Below are 21,291 nucleotides of genomic sequence, written 5' to 3' on the forward strand. Positions count from 1 at the left end.
TTGATAATTTCCATGTATACTATTGATGGAATTGTTTGATAGTTCTTGATGTTTATTAAAGTATACATATGTCTGATAAAATAAACAATAGAAATTGGTGAGTAAAGATGGAACAAATGAGTCGAAATTTAGCATTTCAATTAAAGAAAATTAGACAGCAACGTCATTTAAGTCTCGATGATGTGGCCAAAGCGACAGGTGTCAGTAAAGCACAGCTTGCACAAATCGAAAAAGGAGAGGCCAATCCGACTGTTTCAACAATTTGGAAAATTGCAGCGGGTATGCGTATGTCATTTTCTTCATTATTACAGCCGCCAACTGCTCATTACATGCGTTATAGCAGTAAAGATGTACCACATGTAGATGAGGATGAGGGACGCTATCGTGTCTACTCCATTATTCCGTATAATCCAGAGCGAGGCTGGGAGTTTTATAAGGTTGAAATGGAGCCAGGGGCAGTTAGTAGGAGTGAAGCCCATACAGAAGGGGTAGAGGAAACTGTAATGGTTATTAAAGGACAAGCAGTTATTTCTGCTGGAGACATGCATGAATTACTAGATGAAGGGGATACACTAGTATTCTCAGGGCATCAACCCCATGAATATCGTAATACTTCAGAAGGGTTAACAATTTTTCATTTAATTTTACAGTATAAATAGAGGTGTCGACGTTGAATGAATGGTTTACTGTAGAAAATATTGAACAGGTTGCGGCACAGTATCGAACGTTTGGCCCAATCATTGGTTTACTGCTCCCATTTTTAGAGGCATTTTTACCATTCCTACCATTAGTCGTATTCGTTGTGGCGAATGCCAGTGCATTCGGCTTATGGCTAGGATTTCTATTATCTTGGCTAGGCTCTGTAGCTGGCTCCTATGCAGTTTTCTTACTTGTGCGTCATTTTGGCAAACATCCAAGACTGCAATTTTTAACAGGTAGTAAAAAAGTACAGAAGCTTATTAAATGGGTGGATATGAATGGCATCAGCCCTCTTTTTGTCCTCCTCTGCTTCCCTTTTACACCATCTGTGATTGTCAATATTGTAGCGGGATTGTCACATATCCATAAAAAATTTTACTTAATCGTTTTACTTGCAGGAAAGTTTGTCATGATTTTAGGTATGAGTGTATTAGGCTATGATTTAAAATCGCTCTTGACAAGCCCAGTGAGATTGATAATTGCAGCTGTGGCCATTGTTATTTTATGGTGGGTTGGGAAGTTGATAGAGAAGCGTTTGAATGCCCGTGTCGAAAGAGATTTAAAGCAAGCGCGAAATTTGACGAAAAAGCAGGACCACCATGCCAGTTAGTAAATAATCTGTAGCCTCTTTCATTATGTGAAGAGGCTGCTTTTTTGTGTAATAAATAAACCTAATTATAGGTAGGTGAAGGTTGATAGATAGTATTTACTAGGTTTTTTCGATAGAATTTAAGATAGATGATTTATGTTGTTTTGAGTAGGCTGGGAAAACTGCTCCACCATAGATGAGAAGTGATCAATTGAATGGGGAAACTGCTCAAAAATCGGTGAGAAATGATCAATAGTGTGGGGAATCCGCTCCAAAATAGATGAGAGATGAGAAGTAATCAATCCAGTGAAAGAATCGCTCAAATAAAAGTACAAATCTTTATTTCAACAAAAGAGACACCCGCAACAGCAAGTTAATGAGGAGGGGGAAAGCAAATGACATTGCGTATTGTTTCAGGACGTTCGGGAACAGGGAAATCGGCATTTATTCATCAGGAAATTGTTGAGCAATTAAAGACAGATCCATTGGGGCATCCGATTTTCATTATAGTGCCTGACCAAATGTCTTATTCTACGGAATATGAGCTGACAAATAAGCATGGTTTACAAGGCTTGATTCGAGCACAGGTGATGACGTTTAAACGTTTAGCATGGTTGGTTTTACAGGAAACAGGAGGTATTGCTCGTAAAGAAGTGAATGGCTATGGCTATCGAATGCTTATTCGTAAACTTTTGGAGGAACAAAAAAGCGAGTTTTCCTTATTTCGACAAGCAGCAGGAAAACGTGGTTTTACGGAGGAAATTGAAACCCTTTTAAGAGAATTTAGTCGTTATAGCGTCAATAGCTCAGTCTTGGCAGAGGTAATGGAATCGTTAAAGGCAATAGATGCACCCAATACATTGCAGGCGAAAGCGAATGATTTACATGTTGTTTTGCAGGCATTAGAGGAACGCCTTGGTACGACATATGTTGACAGCGAGGGCTATTATCCGATTTTAACGGAGCAACTGAAGTATGCCGAAACGATGAAGCAAGCGACCATCTATATTGATGGCTTCACCGCTTTCACTGTGCGGGAGTTAGAACTGGTTCGTGAATTGTTAAAGGTAACGAAGCAAGTAACGGTCGTCCTTCCCTTTGATCATATTGATGAAGCCTATGATGAACAAGCTTTATTCCATGAAGCAGCCTTAACGAATCAACGTCTTCATGATATAGCAAAAGAAGAGGGCATTGATGTTGAATTACCAATACATTTTTATAAGACTCAAAGATTTCATTCTAAAGATTTACAGCATGTGGAGGCAAAGTTTGCTGATTTGGAGCCCAAAACGAAAAAAACTTCAGGAGATGTAACCGTGCTTGAAGCATCAAATCGTCGAGCGGAGGTACATGCGATTGCCCGGGAAATAACAAAACTGACAAGAGAAGACGATTTTCGCTATCAGGATATCGTACTTTTGTATAGACAAGCAGATCTCTATGATCCACTTATTACAAGTATTTTCCAACAATATGAAATTCCTATTTTTACAAATACAAAAAAGACAATGCTACATCATCCATTAATAGAGCTAAGTCGTTCAGCCTTGGAGGTTATGACCTCGAATTGGAAATATGAGCCAGTTTTTCGTGGTGTCAAAACAGATTTGTTTTTTCCATTACAAGCGGAGTTAACAATTTGGCGTGAGCGAGCAGACCGATTAGAAAATTATTGCTTGGCGCAAGGCATCTATGGAGAACGATGGTTTGAGGAGGCACGTTGGTTTTATAAAAAGTATCGCGGTCTAGAATTCCATTCGCGTGTACAAACAGATGAAGAGCGTGCAATGCAGGCAGAAATCGAGGCCATTCGAGATGAAATTCGCCAACCTCTAAAACTATTACAAGACAAGCTTGATAGCGCCAAGAATGGCAGAGATATTGCGACTGCTTTATTTGAACTTATAGAGTCATTACAGGTATATGACAAACTGCAAGTCATGAAAGATCGTGAGCTAGAGCGAGGTGACGCATTAGCTGCAAGTGAACATGAACAAGCTTGGAATGAATGGATTGCTGTTCTTGACCAATTCGTTTATATGTTTGGTGAGCAGGAGATGTCTGTAGAGCAAGCAGCCAAAATTCTTGATGAAGGCTTTGATACATTAGAATTTTCAAGAATTCCGCCAACCCTTGATGAAGTAATGGTGGCTACTGTCGATTTAGCTCGTTTATCCAATATCAAAGTCGCTTTTGTAATAGGAATGAATGATGGTGTTTATCCAACTCGGATGGAGTATGAGGGCTTGTTGTCAGATATCGAACGTGAATGGTTTAGTCAAATTGGCTATGAACTTGCCCCTACCTCTACTAATCGTTTATTACAGGAAAATTTCTTGTTCTATCGTGCTATTACAACGCCATCTAACAAATTGTATATGACCTATCCTACGGCGGATGAGGAAGGCAAGGCACTCCTAGCCTCACTTTATATTAAGAAAGTAATAGGAAATGACAAAAAGGCTGGGTTATTAAGTGGTGTATCGATAGAACGAGTGGTAATCGACCCGATTGAATTACTAGATGGAGATGTTTTACCATATTTACGCCATCCAAGGACTGCATTGGCACATCTAATGGTACAGCTACGTCAAGCTGAACATAGCCGTGAACTAGCTCCAGAATGGCTAGCTTTACAAAGATTTTATAAACAAGATCCTTATTGGGCACTCATTTTCGACCGCGTACTTTATCCAATTACCCATAAAAATGAGGCTGAGCCACTTGAAACCTATATTACACAGGAATTATATGGTCAGAAGCTAACATCCAGTGTGTCGCGAATTGAGAAATACTTCAGATGTCCTTTTTCTCATTTCACTACGTATGGTCTACGTCTTGAAGAACGAGCTGAGTATCGGCTAGAAACGTTTGCAATGGGTGACTTATTCCATGAGGCATTAAAGTGGATTACAGAGGAAACACATCGTCAGCAATTATCTTGGATTCGTTTAACAACAAAGCAAATTAAACAATTAGCACGTCAAGCAGTAGAACAAATTGTTCCAGTCTTTTCCCATCAAATCCTATTATCCAGTGCCCGCTATCGCTATATTCAGCGTAAGCTAATTCTAATTGTTGAGCGTACAATGACAGCACTGACACAGCATGCAAATGTATCACACTTCAAACCAATTGCAATTGAGGCGTCTTTTGGTCCTGGACAACATGAACAGCTACCACCATTAGAGATTGATTTGACTGGTGGTAAGAAAATGTTTATGCGTGGACGTATTGACAGAGTGGATAGTGCAACGATAGATGACCGCTCTTATTTGCGGATTGTTGACTATAAATCCTCAGCTCGTGACCTTGATTTAAATGAGGTTTATTACGGATTATCCTTACAGGTCCTAACGTATTTAGATGTGGCAATGGAAAATAGTTCTTACTGGCTATCAGGTGAAGCAGAGCCAGCAGGGGTACTGTATGTCCATGTCCATAATCCGATGCTGAAGCTGGATAAAGATTTGACGGACAGTGAAATAGAAGAGGATCGTTTAAAGCAGTATAAAATGAAAGGTTTGCTATCTGAAAATGCTGAAGCGATTTTATCGATGGACGAGCAATTGGAAGAAAGTAGTGGACATTCAAAAATCATTCCTGTCTATATGAAAAAAGATGGAACACCGTCTGAATCACAATCGCGTATAGTTCCTGTCAATGATATGAAAAAGTTGCAACATTTCGTTCGTCGTAAACATCAGGAGGCAGGGAATGGTATCTTATCTGGTGATACAGCCATTAGTCCCTATAAATTAAAAGCCAAAACGGCATGTGATTATTGTCAATTTGCTGCGGTTTGCCAATTTGATCCATCAGATGGTAAACAAAACTATCGTCAATTAATGCAAGCAAAGCCGAATGATATTGTCGATAAAATTCGGAAGGAGATAGAATAGAATGGTACAAACAATTCCTGTTAAGCCAGTAGATGTCACATGGACAGACGATCAGTGGAAGGCCATTTATGCTAGCGGTCAAGATACGCTTGTATCGGCTGCAGCAGGGTCTGGGAAAACAGCGGTTCTGATCAATCGTATGATTGAAAAAGTCATTGCTACTGAAAATCCGATCAATGTAGATGAACTATTGGTAGTGACCTTTACAAATGCCTCAGCCGCTGAAATGCGTCATCGTATGTCTGAGGCATTAGAAAAGGCGATAGCAGAAAATCCAACATCTAATCATTTAAGACGGCAGCTTAGTCTTGTTAATAAAGCACAAATTTCTACACTGCATTCCTTCTGTTTAGCAATTGTGAAGCAATATGCGTACTTACTTGAAATAGACCCAGGCTTCCGTATTGCCAATGAAGCAGAAATAGCATTATTACGAGATGATGTTTTAGCAGAAGTTTTAGAAGATGCCTATGATGCTGAGGATGAGGCTTCCGTCCAAGCCATCTATCGTCTTGTCGATAGCTTTACCTCAGATCGTGATGATCAAGCCATCGAAACGCTGATTAGTAAACTTTATGATACGTCTCGTGTCCATGCCGAGCCTCAAAAATGGCTTTGGAGCCTGCCGAAAGCATATGAATTAGCTGAGGAAGTGACAATAGATGATTTAGAGCTATCTCAATACGTCAAATTAACCGTACGTCATAGCCTGGAAGAGGCGTTTATGTTAATTTCTGAAATGCGCGCAATTACATTACAACCAGATGGACCTGCACCCTATGCTGAAACGGCAGAGGTAGATTTTGCTATGATTCAGGAAGGGATTCGCATTAGTCAAAGTGGGACATGGCAAGAGCTATTTGATTATTTTGCAACGGTTAAATGGTCTACCTTAAAGCGGGTATCGAAGGATGCACTAGTTAATGTAGAGCTGCAGGAGCTTGCAAAGAAAAAACGAGAAGCAGCCAAAAAAATGATGAATAAAATCAAGGAGACATTTTTTGTTCGTACGCCTGCAAGGCTACTTGAGGAAATAAGGTTAATGGCACCGACCATTACTACGCTAGTTGAATTGACCACTACATTTAGTGAACAATTTCGACTAGCCAAGTTAGAACGGGGAATCATTGACTTTTCAGATTTAGAGCATTATGCACTTCAAATTTTAACGGTAGAGATAGATGGTGCACTTCATCCATCACCGGTTGCACTAGATATGAAAAAGCGTTTTAAAGAAGTACTTGTAGATGAATATCAGGATACCAATATGCTACAGGAAACCATCTTACAGCTTGTCAAAACGGGCGAAGAACAAGATGGAAACCTTTTTATGGTTGGGGATGTGAAACAAAGTATTTACCGTTTCCGATTAGCTGAGCCAAAGCTTTTTATGAGAAAATATAGTGAATACTTGGAGTCACCTGATGTAACGGGGATGCGAATAGATTTAAACGCTAACTTCCGAAGTCGAAAAGAAGTATTAAATGCTACAAACTATGTTTTTGCACAAATTATGGGTGAGCGTGTTGGTGAAATTTCTTATGATGACAATGCGTCACTAAAGCCTGCTGCACCCTATGATGAGAAAGAAATACCTGTTGAGCTGGTCGTATTGCATCCATCGCAGGAAGAGGAAACAACAGAAGAACTGGAAGAACTAAGCAATGAGGCAACGGAGCTTGAGGAATTAAAAAAATCACAATATGAGGCACGATTTATTATCGATCGTATACGTCAGATGATGGAAGATGGAACAACTGTATACGATACGAAAACAAAAACAGAGCGACCATTAAAGTATAGTGATATTGTGATTTTAATGCGCTCGATGACATGGTCAACAGACTTAGTGGAGGAATTTAAGCTGGCAGGGATCCCACTCTATGCAGAATCATCTAAAGGCTATTTTGACGCACTCGAAGTAATGATTATGTTAAATGTCCTGAAGGTAGTCGATAATCCCTATCAGGATATTCCCTTAGCCTCTGTACTGCGCGCACCGTTTGTTGGTTTAACGGAAAATGAGCTGGCGAAAATTCGTTTAGCCGATCAAAAGGTACCTTTTTATGATGCTTTACGACAATTTATTCGTAGTGAAGGACATGGTGTGCAAACCACTACATTTGAGAAGTTGCAACGCTTTATGCTGGCCTTTGAAAATTGGCGTGATTTAGCACGTCGTGGATCATTATCAGATTTAATTTGGAAAATTTATTTAGATACACACTATTATGAAATGGTTGGGGCAATGCCGAATGGCAAACAGCGTCAGGCAAATCTACGCGTATTACATGATCGTGCATTAATGTATGAAAAAACGGCATTTCGTGGACTATTCCGTTTTTTACGCTTTATTGATCGTATGCGTACGCGTGGCGATGATTTAGGTACTGCCAAATCAATTGGCGAAAAGGATGATGTAGTACGTCTGGTGACAATACACTCATCCAAGGGTTTAGAATATCCAGTCGTCTTTGTTGCAGGAATGGGACGTCCGTTTAATAAAATGGATTTTCATCAGCCCTATATGTTTGATCAAGATTTTGGACTAGCTGTTAAGGCCATTGATCCCGAAAATCGTATCACATATACATCGTTACCGTTTTTAGCATTGAAGGAGAAAAAAGAACTGGAGATGCGTGCAGAAGAAATGCGTGTCTTATATGTTGCAATGACGCGAGCGAAGGAGCGTTTGATTTTAGTCGGCTCAGTGAAGAACTGGGAGAAAACACGCGACAACTGGCAGGACGCACAAAGTTTACCAATGGATGCACCGCTTCAAGAATATTTACGTGCAAGAGCTAATAGTTATTTGGACTGGGTTGGCCCAGCAGTAGCAAGACATGCAGATTTTGCAGCTGTAGCAAGCACATCTTATAAAGAAGTGGAGGATCAATCACATTGGTTGGTTCAAGCCATCGATACAAAGCATTATTCATATGAGATAGAGGCGATGAGTGATGAAGTACAGCAAGTGCTTGCGATACAAGAGGATGAGGACTTGCTGGCTGAAATCACTACCCGCTTTCAAGCGCAGTATGTCTATCAAAAATCTACAAGAAAGCGCTCCAAAACATCTGTTAGTGAAATAAAGCGATTAGAAAATTTACAGCGCCAGGAGGAACCTGAATTTTATTTTGCCTCTCCTATCAAGCAAAAGGCTTCGTCCATTGCACCTCGCCCCGCTTTTTTACAGGAGCAACAGCTAACTGGTGCTGAAATTGGTACAGCTGTGCACACAGTGATGCAGCATGTTCCTCAATATGGCTTTAGTCATATCGATGCTGTAAGGGACTTTGTGGAGGATTTAGTGACAAGACAGCTTTTAACAGAGGCGGAGGGCAAAGTAGTTCCGCAAGCGAAAATTTATCGTTTTTTTGAGACAGAAATAGGGCAACGCTTTCAACGCGCAAGGCAGATACGTAGAGAAATGCCGTTTACAATTAGTAGAATCGATGAAGATGGTGATGCTCAAATTGTGCAAGGGATCATTGACTGCCTATTTGAGGATGAATACGGTAATTGGGTCTTGTTGGATTATAAAACGGACCGTATACAATCTCATTTTGCGCAGGAGCCAGCCCTGTCAAAGGAAATACTAGGTCGTTATGCCGTACAGCTTCGTGTTTATAGCGAAGCCATTGAATCAATTTTACACATCAAGGTGAGTGATAAAGTATTATTTTTATTCGATAATGAACAGACCATACACGCATAAAAAACTTGTTACGGTCAAAGGGGGGCAAAGTTTTTTCTTGCCCTGCTTTCACCATAGCTGCTAGTCAAGAGGAGGCTATTTTGTGGAGTTAAAACCAACAATGTTGCAGGAACGAATAGCAACATTAGATATTTTACGAGGTATTAGTTTAGTAGGTATCTTACTTGTAAATATGTATACCTTTTATTTGCCAATGCCGCATATTGATTTGGCATCATGGTTTACAACCCCATCGGATATTGTTTGGCAGAAAAACATAGATATATATGTGCAAGGCAGCTTTTACCCGCTTTTTGCCATGCTATTTGGTTATGGGCTAGCCATGCAGTGGCAAAAGGCTCAAAGTCGTGAACAAAACTTTTATACGCTGGGGCTTCGTAGACTGTCCATCCTGTTTGCCTTTGGTTTTATCCATGCTGTGCTAATTTGGTGGGGCGACATCTTAATGATGTATGCATTTTGTGGCGTTTTCTTAGTGCTTTTACTACGTTTGAGTCCCATCTGGCTATTAGCGAGTGCTTTGATTATTAATGGCTTGATGCAAGCTTTTATGCTCTTTGTAGTAGGGATTGTAAATTTTAATACAAAAGTAGATGATTACTTAGATATCGTATCAGTAGAGAAGGCCATCACGGCTTATGGGACAGGAAACTGGGTAGATGCCTTTATGCAACGCTTAACAGATTTATCGACGCAGGCAGGCATCGAGATGTGGTTTGTCGCACTGTTCACGATTTTACCGTATATGTTAATAGGTGCCGCTGCCTCTAAATGGCGTTTAGTAGAACGGGCTAAAGAACTGAAGTGGCTCTGGCTGTCGTTTGCAATCGCTGGATTGGTCATAGGTATTGGTATAAAAAGCTTATCTATTATGTTTACAAGAACATATTTACTAGATTATTTAAAGGTATACATAGGGGGGCCTGTTCTATCGGTGGGCTATATTGGGGTCATTGTGTTACTTTGCTTAGTGCCAATAATGCCAAAGGTACTTAGTCCTTTTGCTAAAATTGGTCGCATGTCATTAACGATGTATATTCTTCAATCTATTATAGGTACTTGTTTATTCTACCAATTTGGCTTTGGCTGGTATGGTAAAGTAAGTGTAGAAACAGGGGTATTAATTGCTGTCGGCATTATTGTTGTGCAAATGATCATAGCAGAAATTTGGCTATCTAAGTGGAAACAAGGGCCGTTAGAGACAATATGGCGTAAATTAACATATAAGCAAAAAGTAGAAGTGCGTTAATATATTCCTCTTCACATGCATATTTTATGAAGATATAACAACTTATAAAAATGTTGTCGCAAAAATGAGGTAATTTCTATCATATTGTTGTATTATGTAGAAAAAAGAAGGAGCTCTTTCAATCATGAAAATTTTATCATTCAAATTAGGTGGACATGTAAGCTTTGGACCAAAAGTAAAAAAAGAAGAAGCGGTATGGGATGTACTCGCTATTCAAAGTGAACTTCAAGTTCTCCCTTCTTTTTCAAGCTCAATCGTGGATGGCATTGCTTTAGGCTTTGATTTTGTGGAACAGATTCGTAAATTAGTAGAAGCAGCAGAAAAATCAGATAATGCTAATAGTTTTAAACGTGAATTTACAGAGATCGAATGGCTTTCACCAATTCCACGTACACCTAAAAATATTATGTGTATTGGTAAAAACTATGATGAACATGCAAAGGAAATGGGTGCAGAAGCAGCACCAACGGATTTAATGGTATTCACAAAATCACCAACTGCAATTGCTGCAGATGGACAAACAATTTCCATTCATGCAGACCTTTCTTCAAAAATGGATTATGAAGGTGAGCTAGCTATCGTTATTGGTAAACGTGGCAAAAACATTCCTAAAAATTTAGCGTTTGATTACGTATTTGGTTATACAATTGCCAATGATGTAACAGCTCGTGATTTACAAGAGAAACATAAACAATTCTTCTTGGGTAAAAGCTTGGACGGTACTTGCCCTCTTGGACCATACCTTGTGACAAAGGATGAGATCCCAAATCCACAAGACTTAACAGTAGTCACAAAGGTCAATGATGAAGTACGTCAAAATGGCTCTACGAAAGATATGATGTTCTCTGTTGAAACGTTAGTATCCATCCTATCTCAGCATGTAACATTAGAGCCAGGTGATGTGATTTTAACAGGTACGCCATCAGGTGTTGGCAAAGGGATGAACCCGCCACAATTCTTAAAAGCTGGAGATACAGTAAAAGTGTCTATTCAAGGAATTGGTACTTTAGTCAACCATTTTGAATAATAATATCAATCCGCGAGAGTCTATACTCCGCGGATTTTTTTACTACTTTAAGGCATAGTAACAGAAGTAAAAACTATGAGATGCAATGATTCCAAGTTTTAAATGATGTAAATTGTGTGAACACTATTGTAATATTTGAAACCCTTTCCATCGCATGGTAGGATAGAGTTTGATAGAAAAAGAATGAGGGGGACAAACATGAGTTTTTTAACTAGCCAAACGCATTTGCATATTACTACGTGGGTAGTAGGTATTGTCATCTTTTTAATTGCGGCACTAATGGGCAAGCAATCAAAAGGCTTACATATGACATTACGTCTGTTTTATGTACTAATAATCATCACAGGTGGAGCATTATTTATCGAGGCAATGGACTATGGTAAAGGTATGCTTTACGGATTTAAATTCTTAGGTGGCATACTTGTAATTGGTATGATGGAAATGGTATTAGTGCGCCAAAAGAAAAATAAACCAACAGCTATGTTTTGGATTTTATTTGCAGTATTCTTATTAATCACTTTGTTCCTAGGATTTAAACTGCCAATGGGTCAAGATTTCTTAGCATAATGATTTAAAAGTCGTGAAGTAGCTGCTTCACGGCTTTTATTTTGTAAACGAAAACGGAAGACGGAATTGACACCTTTTTGTCGTAATTCATTTCGCATTTGCGCAAAATCTTTGGAAAAGATAGCGACGTGACAGAGTTATTTGGTAAAATGACGTTGATTGGTTTGAAAGAGAGGGAATAACAGTGAAATTTAAGAAGTGGATAAGTGCGACGGCTGCATCACTTTTATTAGCAACTTCATTCGTAAGTACACCAGTAGCACATGCGGATGAATCAGCGACTAGAACAATAGCAGAGGAAAGCATCTATGATTTACTCGTTGACCGTTTCTTTAATGGCTCGGGCACAAACGATTTTGATACAAATACGCAGGATCCTTCGAAATTTGCGGGGGGCGATTTTACAGGTTTACAGGATAAACTGAAATTTATCGGTGAGATGGGCTATACAATTGTTTCTATTGGACCTATCTTTTCTACAGAGAAATATGATGGATCAATGCCCACAAGCTATACTACAATTGAACGTCATTTTGGAACAACGGAAGAATTTCAAAGTATTGTAGAGGCATACAAAGCTAAAAATATGTCCATTATGGTGGATTTTCCACTTGCAAATGTGAGTCCAAATCATGAGTGGGCAAAGGATGCATCGAAAGCGGATTGGATTGCATCTACCAATAATGGACAAGTACAATGGGATTTGTCGAATAAGGATGTGCAAGAGGCACTTATTCAAGCAGTAACTGAATTTGTTTCTACATATGACATCGGTGGTATTCGTTTAACAAATATCGCAGGGGCTGATACAGCGTTTATCAATGCAGTAATAGCTGCATTAAAAGAGACAAAAACGTCACTTTATGTGATAGCAAATGAAGAAAGTGATGCTGACTTTGATGCGACTTTCTCACCTGTAACAGCAGATATCTATCGTAATATATTTAAAAACGTGGATATGGATTCTTCAAAATTAATGGAACCCTTTACAGGAGAAAAACCGACACAAATTATGGTGGATTCACTTGAAACCCATCGTTTTACATTTGACTCTGCTAATGAAAATATGTTCCCACCTACACGCTTAAAAATGGCGATGGGTGCTTTATTTATGCTACCAGGAATTCCTGTCGTACAATACGGGACAGAAATTGCTATGAATGGGGAAGCAAAACCAGATACACACCAGCTTTATAACTTTAAAACAGACGAAGAACTGATTGATTATATTAAAAATGTTCAATCTTTACGTAATCAATCAGCTACTTTACGTAATGGTGATTTTGAAGTCATTACAAATGAAAATGGCCTTCTTGTCTTTACACGTTCTTCTGACGAAGAAAAGTGGGTAATCATGGTTAATAATACTGGTAAAACACAACGCGTCGACTTAACACCTGAACAACTTGGTGAAGGGAAAATGCTGAACGGTATTTTACATGAGGAAAAAGTTCGCATAAATGAAAAAGAAGTTTATCCTGTTATTTTAGACCGAGAAATGGTTGAAATTTATCAAGTTCGCAATGATGAAGGCTTAAACACTCCTTATATGGTAGCTCTTGGCTTAGTATGGGTGATCTTTATTGGCTTTGTTGTCATCATCATTAAACGAGGAAAAGTTCGCCGTCAGGAGCAAGACGTCCAATAATAATAACACGACAAAAAAGCATGCCAGGAGCCATCCTAGCATGCTTTTTATTAGCCTTCAAAGCTTTTATTTGTGAAGAAAATCGCAATAGTCCCAGGTCCGACATGTGAGCCGATCGCGGAGCCTATCATGGTAATTTGCACAGCTTGAGGTGAAAAACGCTCCTGGATAGAGGCTTTTGCTTCATTCGCAAAGGCAGCGTCGTCACTATGGCTAATACCTACGATTTTATTTGAAAAGCTGCCACCACGCTCCTGCATTAAATCTAACATCCGATTAAGTGCTTTTTTTCGACCGCGCGACTTTTCAATCGGTACAAGTTTGCCATCTTCTACATTTAAAATAGGCTTAATACTAAGAAGGCCGCCTAAAAATGCACTAGCTTTTGATACACGACCACCTTTTGCAAGGTAATCTAAGTCTTCTACTGTAAATAAATGCTCGACCTGAGGTGCAAGGGTATTTATTTTAGAGGTCATATCTTCTAAGGATACTCCTATATTTCGCAGTCGTACAGCTTCTTCCACGACAAGGCCATGTCCTAGTGATGCGCATTTTGAGTCGATAATGGCTAGTTTTAAGGAAGGATATTGCTCAAGTACCTGATTGCGAATCATTTGAGCAGTACTATATGTGCCTGATAATTCTGATGAAAACGCGATATAAATACCTTCTTCATCATTTTTGGCTAGTTCCTCAAAATGCTTCAAAAAGAGCTCAGGTGACACTTGTGATGTTTTTGGCTGAGCACCTTGGCGTATTGCATCATAGATCTCTTTGGAATCAATTGAAATCACATCTTCATATTCTTTGTTGTTCAATTGCACTCGTAAAGGGAGTAGCACGACATCATTTTCTTCATAGTAAGATTTTGGTAGATCACATCCACTATCCGTAAAAATCTTCATTCTCTTGTCCCCCTAATTTCAACTTACTTTTAAAGCTTTTTAACTTTCTTCAGTAGATACTCGCTATAAATGGAAGGGGTACCACTGAATAAAGTTAAACTGGTAAAAATGGAATGTTAACTTGAACTTACTACTTAACTATGATAATTTCAAGCGATCGATGAGTATTTTTGCAATTCCATCATCATTATTCGTTGCAGTTATTTCATTTGCAATGTTTTTAAGACTTGAGATACCGTTCCCCATCGCTACACCAAGTCCAGCATATTCAATCATTTCTAAATCATTGTCTTCATCGCCAAACGCGATAATGCGCTCACGTGGGATACCTAAATCTTTTGCCACATGCGCTATGCCAACAGCTTTATTTAAGCCTCGACGCACAATTTCAATAATATGAAGAGGTGCGCCCCAGCGACGATGCTCGATGACTTCAGCATGCACTGCCTGTAAATGATCACGTATAATAACCGAATTGGCTTCATTTGCCTGAATCAGCAAACTTGTGGGATTTTCCAAGAGATGTGTGTATAAATCACCAAGTGTAATTCTTGGATTCCCCATATTAAAAATATTTAAAATACGATCGTCTTCTGTGTGGACATAAATATCATCTTTTACCTCAGCGATAATATTTTCGTATTCATAACTGTTAATAGAATCAACAACATCATGTACGACACTTAAATCAATTGGTGTGTGCATATGTTGCCAAGAGACATTTTTAGGATGATGTACATATGCGCCATTAAAATTAACAATGGGTGTAGTGAGCCCAAGTTCATGATAATAAAGATCGCTTGCACGGTATGGACGTCCCGTCGCAATCATCACTTGATGCCCTTGTTCCTTAGCCTGCAATAATGTTTTTTTTGTTTTTGCAGAAATTTGTTGTTGATCTGTTAATAAAGTTCCATCTAAGTCTAATACGATTAAATGCGGTTTCATAGCTCGTTGCCCCTTTCCTATAGTTTGAATAGTATCTCTTTGTCTTACATTCGTCAAAATTTTGTCACAGTGAAAAAAGTTTGCTAACATAAAGATGAGATAATAGTTGGGAGTGACAATAATGTTTGTAGAAAAAGAAGTGTGGGGAAATATTCCTTTATTACATATACATACAGACAAGATGAATGAAGAAACCCCAGTAGTCATTTTTTTGCATGGCTTTATGAGTGCAAAAGAACATAACTTACACTATGCATACCAATTGGTGCATAAAGGGGTGCGTGTCCTATTGCCAGATGCAAAATTTCATGGTGAGCGTAGCGAAGGCCTAACGGAAATGCAAATGAATTTAAATTTTTGGGACATTGTTTTAAATTCTATTCATGAAGTACAACAATTATATGATGAATTAAAGAATAAAAATTTATTAGCTAGTCATAAAATTGGCATAGGAGGCACTTCAATGGGTGGCATCGTGACATCAGGCTGTCTGAAACTTTATGATTGGATACAAACAGCTGCAATATGTATGGGTGCACCTGGTTTTATAAAATTGGGTGAATACCAATTGCAACAATTTGCTAGAAGCGGAGTTAACTGGCCGATGTCAGAGGAAGACGTTGAAAAAGTTAATGAAGCCCTTGCTAAATATGATGTCAGTTTCACGCCAGAAAAATTCGCGGGTCGCCCTGTATTCTTTTGGCATGGAGAATTAGATAAAACAGTTCCTTTTCACGAAACATATAAATTTTATGAATCATTACGGGAATACTATGAAGCAAACCCTGAATATTTAAAGTTCATGGTGAACAAAAGGGCTGGACATGCTGTACCACGTGACGGTATGCTAGCAGCTACAGCATGGCTTGCACAGCATTTGGCATAACAGGGTGCATCTGCTATGATAAGGTTAACACTATGATGAAAGGAGAAATACGAATGGATCAGGATATGAAAGATAGCATGTTAGGTGCTTTAGAAAACGTAATTGACCCTGAGCTTGGCATTGATATCGTCAACTTAGGTTTAGTATATGATGTGGAATTAGATGATGAAGGTGTTGCAACTGTTACGATGACACTAACATCTATGGGTTGTCCACTTGGTCCAGTCATTGTGGATCAAGTGAATACGGCGTTAGGTGAACTTCCAGAAGTGAAAAGTACAAATGTTAATATTGTATGGAATCCACCTTGGTCGAAAGATAAAATGTCACGCTATGCAAAAATGGCATTGGGCGTACGTTAAGTTAAAATGGATTATTTAAAACCCTGCTTATTGAAAAATAAGCAGGGTTTTTGCTTGTAACGAAACTAATCGATACGGCATATTTGTAATGGACAATTTTCACAGGCAATTTCATTTTTTAAAAATTGTAAATCATGAATGGTAATAAATCCTTTATCAAAAGTGATAATCTCATGTTTTTTTAAATCATTCAGCATACGATTAATCATTTCCCGACTTGTCGCACACAAATTTGCAATTTCTGTATTTGTTAGCTGAAAATCAATAAAAATCGCGTCATTTTCTACAGGTTTACCATACGTATTGGACAGTCGAATGAGCGTTGAAAATAGAGCACCTTTTTTACCGTTTAACACTAAATCGCGCAAACGACTCTGATGCTTTAAGTTTTCTGTTTGTAGCCACTTCATGTATTCCACCATAACAGTCGGCTGCTCTTCTAGTAAATGCTCCAAAGATTTACGACTCAAAACATATAACGTAGAGGGTTCTAAAACTTTGGCAGTCATCGAATTATAGACAAGATTACAAAATAACGAACCTTCTCCTATTATGTTGTCAGGGCCACAAATGCGAATGGTTAATTCCTTGCCCGTCTCGGATTCTTGGCTAATCGAAATAACACCTGATTGGATGTAATAAATTTCTTTTGCCCGCTCACCCTCTAGAAAAATTTTATTTCCTTTATTCACTTTGATAAAAACACCGTGGTTTTGAAAAAGATCTTTAATTTTTTCAAACATATTATCCATTAAAACCATATCTCCAACACATCGCTTTCTTTTTGTAATAAATGGCGATTATTACAAAAGGATAGTGGATTTCGATACTAAAACACAGAAACATATCATTATTATAACGTAAACTTCCATAATAAGTGAAAAATTTTTAGGGCGATTTCTTTGCTAAGCTTTGTCGAGTGATGTAAAATAAAGTTAGTCAAAAAAGGTCAAACTTTTTTCATATAAACAAGAGTGGGTATATAAATAATGAGAAATATGAAAATAAAGGAGTGCTAGCTATGCAATTTCAACAAACAGACAATAAAAAACCATTAGAACAATTTGGCCGCAATTTAATTGAAGAAGTAAAAAATGGCAAGATGGACCCTGTGATTGGGCGTGATGAAGAAATTCGAAATGTAATTCGTATTTTAACACGTAAAACGAAAAATAATCCTGTATTAATCGGTGAACCAGGAGTTGGTAAAACGGCGATTGTGGAAGGTTTAGCGCAGCGTATTGTAAAAGGTGATGTACCAGAAGGCTTGAAAGAATGCGTATTATATGAATTAGATATGAGTGCGTTAATCGCTGGTGCAAGTTATCGTGGACAATTTGAAGAACGCTTAAAAGGTGTGCTAAAAGAAGTAAAAGAATCAGAAGGACAAATCATTCTATTTATTGATGAAATTCATACGATCGTAGGTGCAGGGAAAACAGATGGCGCTATGGATGCAGGAAATATGCTAAAACCTATGCTAGCACGTGGTGAATTACACTGTATTGGTGCTACTACATTAGACGAATATCGTATGTACATTGAAAAGGATCCTGCCTTAGAACGTCGATTCCAGCAAGTACTAGTGCGTGAGCCATCTATAGAGGATACAGTATCCATTTTACGTGGTTTAAAAGAACGCTTTGAATTACATCATGCCGTACGTATTCATGACAGAGCAATTGTTGCGGCAGCAGAACTATCCAACCGCTATATTACAGAACGATTTTTACCTGATAAGGCCATTGATTTAATTGATGAGGCTTGTGCAATGATTCGTACAGAAATTGATTCAATGCCACAGGAGTTAGACGCAGTCACACGTCGTATTATGCAGCTTGAAATTGAGGAACAGGCATTGCGTAAGGAAAAGGACGAGGCAAGTAAAAAACGTTTGGAGCAATTACGTGAAGAATTAACAAAGTTAAAAGAATCCTCTGAGGGCATGCGTCAACAATGGGAAGCCGAAAAAGAAAAGCTACACGATATTCAGAAAAAACGTGAAACATTGGATAAATATCGTCGTGATCTAGATGAGGCAGAAAGTAAATATGATTTAAATAAAGCTGCTGAATTACGTCATGGTAAAATTCCGACACTTGAAAAAGACATTCAGGTCCTTGAAAAGGAATTAGAGAACGGTGCAGAATCTCGTATTTTACGTGAAGAGGTAACAGCAGATGAAATTGCTGCAATTGTTTCACGTTGGACAGGAATCCCTGTAACAAAATTAGTAGAGGGTGAGCGTGAAAAACTATTACGTTTAAAGGATACATTACATGAACGTGTGGTTGGACAAGATAAAGCAGTTCAATTAGTGACAGAAGCGGTATGGCGTGCACGAGCAGGTATCAAAGATCCACACCGACCTATTGGTAGCTTTTTATTTTTAGGTCCAACTGGTGTAGGTAAAACAGAACTTGCCAAGGCACTTGCTGCACAATTATTTGATTCAGAGGATCACTTTATTCGTATTGATATGAGTGAATACATGGAGAAACATAGTGTGTCTCGACTTGTTGGGGCTCCCCCAGGCTATGTGGGCTATGAGGAAGGTGGACAACTAACGGAAGCAGTTCGCCGAAATCCTTATTCTGTGGTGCTACTAGATGAGATTGAAAAAGCTCATCCTGATGTGGCGAACATTTTATTGCAAATTTTAGATGATGGGCGCATTACAGATAGTCAGGGACGAATGGTGAATTTTACAAATACAGTAGTCATTTTAACTTCGAATATCGGCTCTAGTTATTTAATGGAGGCAAAGGAAAATAATGCTGCTGTGGAGGACTTAGTCATGACAGCCCTACGACAACATTTTAAACCTGAGCTTTTAAACAGAATGGATGATATCATCTTCTTCCATGCATTATCTACTAAACATTTTACTGCGATTGCCTGGAAGTATGTGGAGCAATTGATTAAACGTGTCGCAGAGCAAGAAATTACTTTATCTGTCGAGCAAGAAGTCATTGATTGGGTAGTAGAGCAAGGGGCAGATGCCCAATTTGGAGCAAGACCATTAAAACGCTTTGTACAGCGACATATCGAAACAGCCGTTGCTAGAGAACTCTTACGCGGAGAAGTTTTACCAGGGGAGACGTTGCATGTGAAAATGCATAAGGGACAATGTGTTGTGGAAAAATAACAGAAAAAACCTGTTCGGCATGAAGCTGAACAGGTTTTTTCTAGCTGAATTAATGATGGTCTGCAGCTTCTGGTGTAGGGTCGTTTGGAATGATTGCTCCAATAATAAAGATAAGGATGGAGAATACAACAGAAACGATTGCTCCAGTTTTGAAATCAAATGGTACACCAAGTACAGAGCTGACTACGTAGTTTAACATAGAAACTAGTAGGAATGACCATATGAACGTTACGATATATTGCATTAATTTCACCTCAACCGAACTTTTTTCATCATAAGGTTTTACTCATATTCATTATCATATCATAACATAAATCAAAAAAAAATGAACCATTTATGTGAAACATGGCGATTTTGTCACAACAAATATGAGATTTAGTATTTTATGTTTGGTAATGTAAAGTATTTAGGAACAGCTCTGAAATAGGGGAATGCGCTCCTAAGCGAGTGAAAAGTGCTCCAAAAAGGAAGGACACCGCTCATACATGATGCAAAGCGCTCTGAAATGCTCCACAAAGTATGATAAAGCTCCTAAATAAGAATAACCTCATTTCATAAATTTCTTCACTTCTATAATCAAAGAACAATACCCTTAGCTGCATAAATTTTAAATCATCTTGCGTCATTCCTTTTATATGCGTTATAATTATGACCAGTTACTAATAATTGATAGTAAGAAAGCTGAGGGGTTGCTATATGAACGCTGGTATTATAGGAATAGGCAAATATGTTCCTGAGAAGGTCGTTACAAATTTTGATTTGGAAAAAATCATGGATACTTCTGATGAATGGATTCGTACTCGAACAGGCATTGAAGAACGTCATTTTGCGGCAGATGATCAGGAAACTTCAGATTTGGCAGTAGCTGCGGCAAAAGAAGCTATTGCAAATGCGGGTATTACGCCTGAGGAAATTGGTTTAATTCTTGTAGCAACTGTCACACAGGATCAAACTTTTCCAAGTGTAGCTTGTATGGTTCAGGAACAACTCGGAGCAGTGAATGCTGCAGCAATGGATCAAGCAGCAGCATGTGCAGGATTTATATATAGCTTAGTGACAGCTAAGCACTTTGTTGAGGCAAATGCTTATAAATATGTCTTAGTAGTAGGTGTTGAAAAACTGTCGAAAGTCGTTGATTGGGAAGATCGCAATACAGCTGTATTATTTGGCGATGGTGCCAGTGCAGCTATCATTGGGCAAGTCTCTGAAGGTAGAGGTATTCTATCCTTTGAACTTGGTGCAGACGGTACAGGCGGAAAGAATCTTTATTTAACGAAGCAAGATACAATTGCGATGAATGGTCGTGAAGTGTTTAAATTTGCTGTTCGACAAATGGGTGAATCAGCTGTTAATGTATTAGAGAAAGCAGGATTAACAAAAGAAGACGTTGACTTCTTAGTGCCTCATCAGGCAAATATACGTATTATGGAATCTGCACGTGAGCGTTTAGAGCTACCACCAGAAAAAATGTCAAAAACGATTCATAAATACGGAAATACTTCAGCAGCATCTATTGGTATTTCCTTGGTAGATGAGCTTGAAGCAGGTAAGATTAAAGAGGATGATTTATTAGTCCTTGTAGGTTTTGGTGGCGGCTTAACATGGGGTGCCGTAGCCATGAGATGGGGAAAATAAGT

16 protein-coding genes are annotated in these 21,291 nt (G+C 38.6%); 12 read left to right on the top strand and 4 right to left on the bottom strand.

The window, feature by feature from the left end:
* The first annotated feature begins 107 nt into the window (after positions 1–107).
* The 8 genes from NP781_RS00760 (at position 108) to NP781_RS00795 (ending at position 13,402) form a co-directional block, all read left to right on the top strand.
* The gene (locus NP781_RS00760; protein WP_048392043.1) at positions 108–659 is read left to right on the top strand and encodes a helix-turn-helix domain-containing protein; all 552 of its coding nucleotides are present in this window, start codon (positions 108–110) and stop codon (positions 657–659) included.
* Positions 660–670: 11 nt separating this feature from the next.
* The gene (locus tag NP781_RS00765; protein ID WP_004227497.1) at positions 671–1,309 is read left to right on the top strand and encodes a TVP38/TMEM64 family protein; all 639 of its coding nucleotides are present in this window, start codon (positions 671–673) and stop codon (positions 1,307–1,309) included.
* Between the two features lie 374 nt (positions 1,310–1,683).
* Entirely contained in the window at positions 1,684–5,193 is a 3,510-nt protein-coding gene (gene addB, locus NP781_RS00770; protein WP_257521201.1) for a helicase-exonuclease AddAB subunit AddB, read from the top strand.
* Position 5,194: 1 nt separating this feature from the next.
* Positions 5,195–8,911 (top strand): helicase-exonuclease AddAB subunit AddA, encoded by a 3,717-nt coding sequence (addA, locus tag NP781_RS00775; protein WP_257521202.1) that lies wholly within the window; start codon positions 5,195–5,197, stop codon positions 8,909–8,911.
* An 82-nt stretch (positions 8,912–8,993) separates the two neighbouring features.
* The gene (locus NP781_RS00780; RefSeq protein WP_257521203.1) at positions 8,994–10,160 is read left to right on the top strand and encodes a DUF418 domain-containing protein; all 1,167 of its coding nucleotides are present in this window, start codon (positions 8,994–8,996) and stop codon (positions 10,158–10,160) included.
* Positions 10,161–10,284: 124 nt separating this feature from the next.
* Positions 10,285–11,187 (top strand): fumarylacetoacetate hydrolase family protein, encoded by a 903-nt coding sequence (locus tag NP781_RS00785; protein ID WP_257521204.1) that lies wholly within the window; start codon positions 10,285–10,287, stop codon positions 11,185–11,187.
* Between the two features lie 198 nt (positions 11,188–11,385).
* Positions 11,386–11,754 (top strand): YisL family protein, encoded by a 369-nt coding sequence (locus tag NP781_RS00790; protein ID WP_004227486.1) that lies wholly within the window; start codon positions 11,386–11,388, stop codon positions 11,752–11,754.
* A gap of 184 nt (positions 11,755–11,938) precedes the next feature.
* Entirely contained in the window at positions 11,939–13,402 is a 1,464-nt protein-coding gene (locus NP781_RS00795; protein WP_257521205.1) for an alpha-amylase family glycosyl hydrolase, read from the top strand.
* A gap of 50 nt (positions 13,403–13,452) precedes the next feature.
* Here the strand turns inward: NP781_RS00795 and NP781_RS00800 are convergent, their stop codons facing one another.
* Positions 13,453–14,310: a DegV family protein gene (locus tag NP781_RS00800; RefSeq protein ID WP_221679501.1), complete on the bottom strand. Its 858-nt coding sequence runs from the start codon at positions 14,308–14,310 to the stop codon at positions 13,453–13,455.
* A 138-nt stretch (positions 14,311–14,448) separates the two neighbouring features.
* A complete protein-coding gene (locus NP781_RS00805; RefSeq protein ID WP_205441354.1) occupies positions 14,449–15,258 on the bottom strand; it encodes a Cof-type HAD-IIB family hydrolase in 810 nt (269 codons plus the stop codon).
* A gap of 121 nt (positions 15,259–15,379) precedes the next feature.
* Here NP781_RS00805 and NP781_RS00810 point away from each other — a divergent pair, with 121 nt between their 5' ends.
* Together NP781_RS00810 and NP781_RS00815 are read left to right on the top strand one after the other, a co-directional pair.
* Positions 15,380–16,144 (top strand): prolyl oligopeptidase family serine peptidase, encoded by a 765-nt coding sequence (locus tag NP781_RS00810; RefSeq protein ID WP_221679505.1) that lies wholly within the window; start codon positions 15,380–15,382, stop codon positions 16,142–16,144.
* A gap of 53 nt (positions 16,145–16,197) precedes the next feature.
* Entirely contained in the window at positions 16,198–16,506 is a 309-nt protein-coding gene (locus NP781_RS00815; protein ID WP_004227477.1) for a metal-sulfur cluster assembly factor, read from the top strand.
* A gap of 65 nt (positions 16,507–16,571) precedes the next feature.
* On the opposite strand, the gene NP781_RS00820 is transcribed toward NP781_RS00815, so the two are convergent.
* Complete coding sequence (locus tag NP781_RS00820; RefSeq protein ID WP_004227475.1) at positions 16,572–17,258, bottom strand: Crp/Fnr family transcriptional regulator; 687 nt, start codon at positions 17,256–17,258, stop codon at positions 16,572–16,574.
* Positions 17,259–17,527: 269 nt separating this feature from the next.
* On the opposite strand from NP781_RS00820, the gene NP781_RS00825 reads away from it, so the two are divergent.
* On the top strand, positions 17,528–19,654 hold the full coding sequence (locus NP781_RS00825; RefSeq protein ID WP_257521206.1) for an ATP-dependent Clp protease ATP-binding subunit: 2,127 nt from the start codon (positions 17,528–17,530) through the stop codon (positions 19,652–19,654).
* A gap of 49 nt (positions 19,655–19,703) precedes the next feature.
* On the opposite strand, the gene NP781_RS00830 is transcribed toward NP781_RS00825, so the two are convergent.
* A complete protein-coding gene (locus tag NP781_RS00830; protein WP_004227469.1) occupies positions 19,704–19,898 on the bottom strand; it encodes a YjzD family protein in 195 nt (64 codons plus the stop codon).
* A 452-nt stretch (positions 19,899–20,350) separates the two neighbouring features.
* Here NP781_RS00830 and NP781_RS00835 point away from each other — a divergent pair, with 452 nt between their 5' ends.
* Positions 20,351–21,289: a beta-ketoacyl-ACP synthase III gene (locus NP781_RS00835; RefSeq protein ID WP_221679511.1), complete on the top strand. Its 939-nt coding sequence runs from the start codon at positions 20,351–20,353 to the stop codon at positions 21,287–21,289.
* Positions 21,290–21,291 lie beyond the last annotated feature (2 nt).

The sequence above is a fragment of the Lysinibacillus sp. FN11 genome (assembly GCF_024628845.1).
Lineage (GTDB): Bacteria > Bacillota > Bacilli > Bacillales_A > Planococcaceae > Lysinibacillus > Lysinibacillus capsici.

Bases quoted from the DNA above. Each gene is read 5' to 3' on its own strand.
- NP781_RS00760 (WP_048392043.1), top strand. From the start codon at position 108: ATGGAACAAATGAGTCGAAATTTAGCATTTCAATTAAAGAAAATTAGA.
- addB (WP_257521201.1), top strand. From the start codon at position 1,684: ATGACATTGCGTATTGTTTCAGGACGTTCGGGAACAGGGAAATCGGCA.
- addA (WP_257521202.1), top strand. From the start codon at position 5,195: ATGGTACAAACAATTCCTGTTAAGCCAGTAGATGTCACATGGACAGAC.
- NP781_RS00785 (WP_257521204.1), top strand. From the start codon at position 10,285: ATGAAAATTTTATCATTCAAATTAGGTGGACATGTAAGCTTTGGACCA.
- NP781_RS00790 (WP_004227486.1), top strand. From the start codon at position 11,386: ATGAGTTTTTTAACTAGCCAAACGCATTTGCATATTACTACGTGGGTA.
- NP781_RS00800 (WP_221679501.1), bottom strand. From the start codon at position 14,310: ATGAAGATTTTTACGGATAGTGGATGTGATCTACCAAAATCTTACTAT.
- NP781_RS00805 (WP_205441354.1), bottom strand. From the start codon at position 15,258: ATGAAACCGCATTTAATCGTATTAGACTTAGATGGAACTTTATTAACA.
- NP781_RS00810 (WP_221679505.1), top strand. From the start codon at position 15,380: ATGTTTGTAGAAAAAGAAGTGTGGGGAAATATTCCTTTATTACATATA.
- NP781_RS00815 (WP_004227477.1), top strand. From the start codon at position 16,198: ATGGATCAGGATATGAAAGATAGCATGTTAGGTGCTTTAGAAAACGTA.
- NP781_RS00820 (WP_004227475.1), bottom strand. From the start codon at position 17,258: ATGGATAATATGTTTGAAAAAATTAAAGATCTTTTTCAAAACCACGGT.
- NP781_RS00825 (WP_257521206.1), top strand. From the start codon at position 17,528: ATGCAATTTCAACAAACAGACAATAAAAAACCATTAGAACAATTTGGC.
- NP781_RS00830 (WP_004227469.1), bottom strand. From the start codon at position 19,898: ATGCAATATATCGTAACGTTCATATGGTCATTCCTACTAGTTTCTATG.
- NP781_RS00835 (WP_221679511.1), top strand. From the start codon at position 20,351: ATGAACGCTGGTATTATAGGAATAGGCAAATATGTTCCTGAGAAGGTC.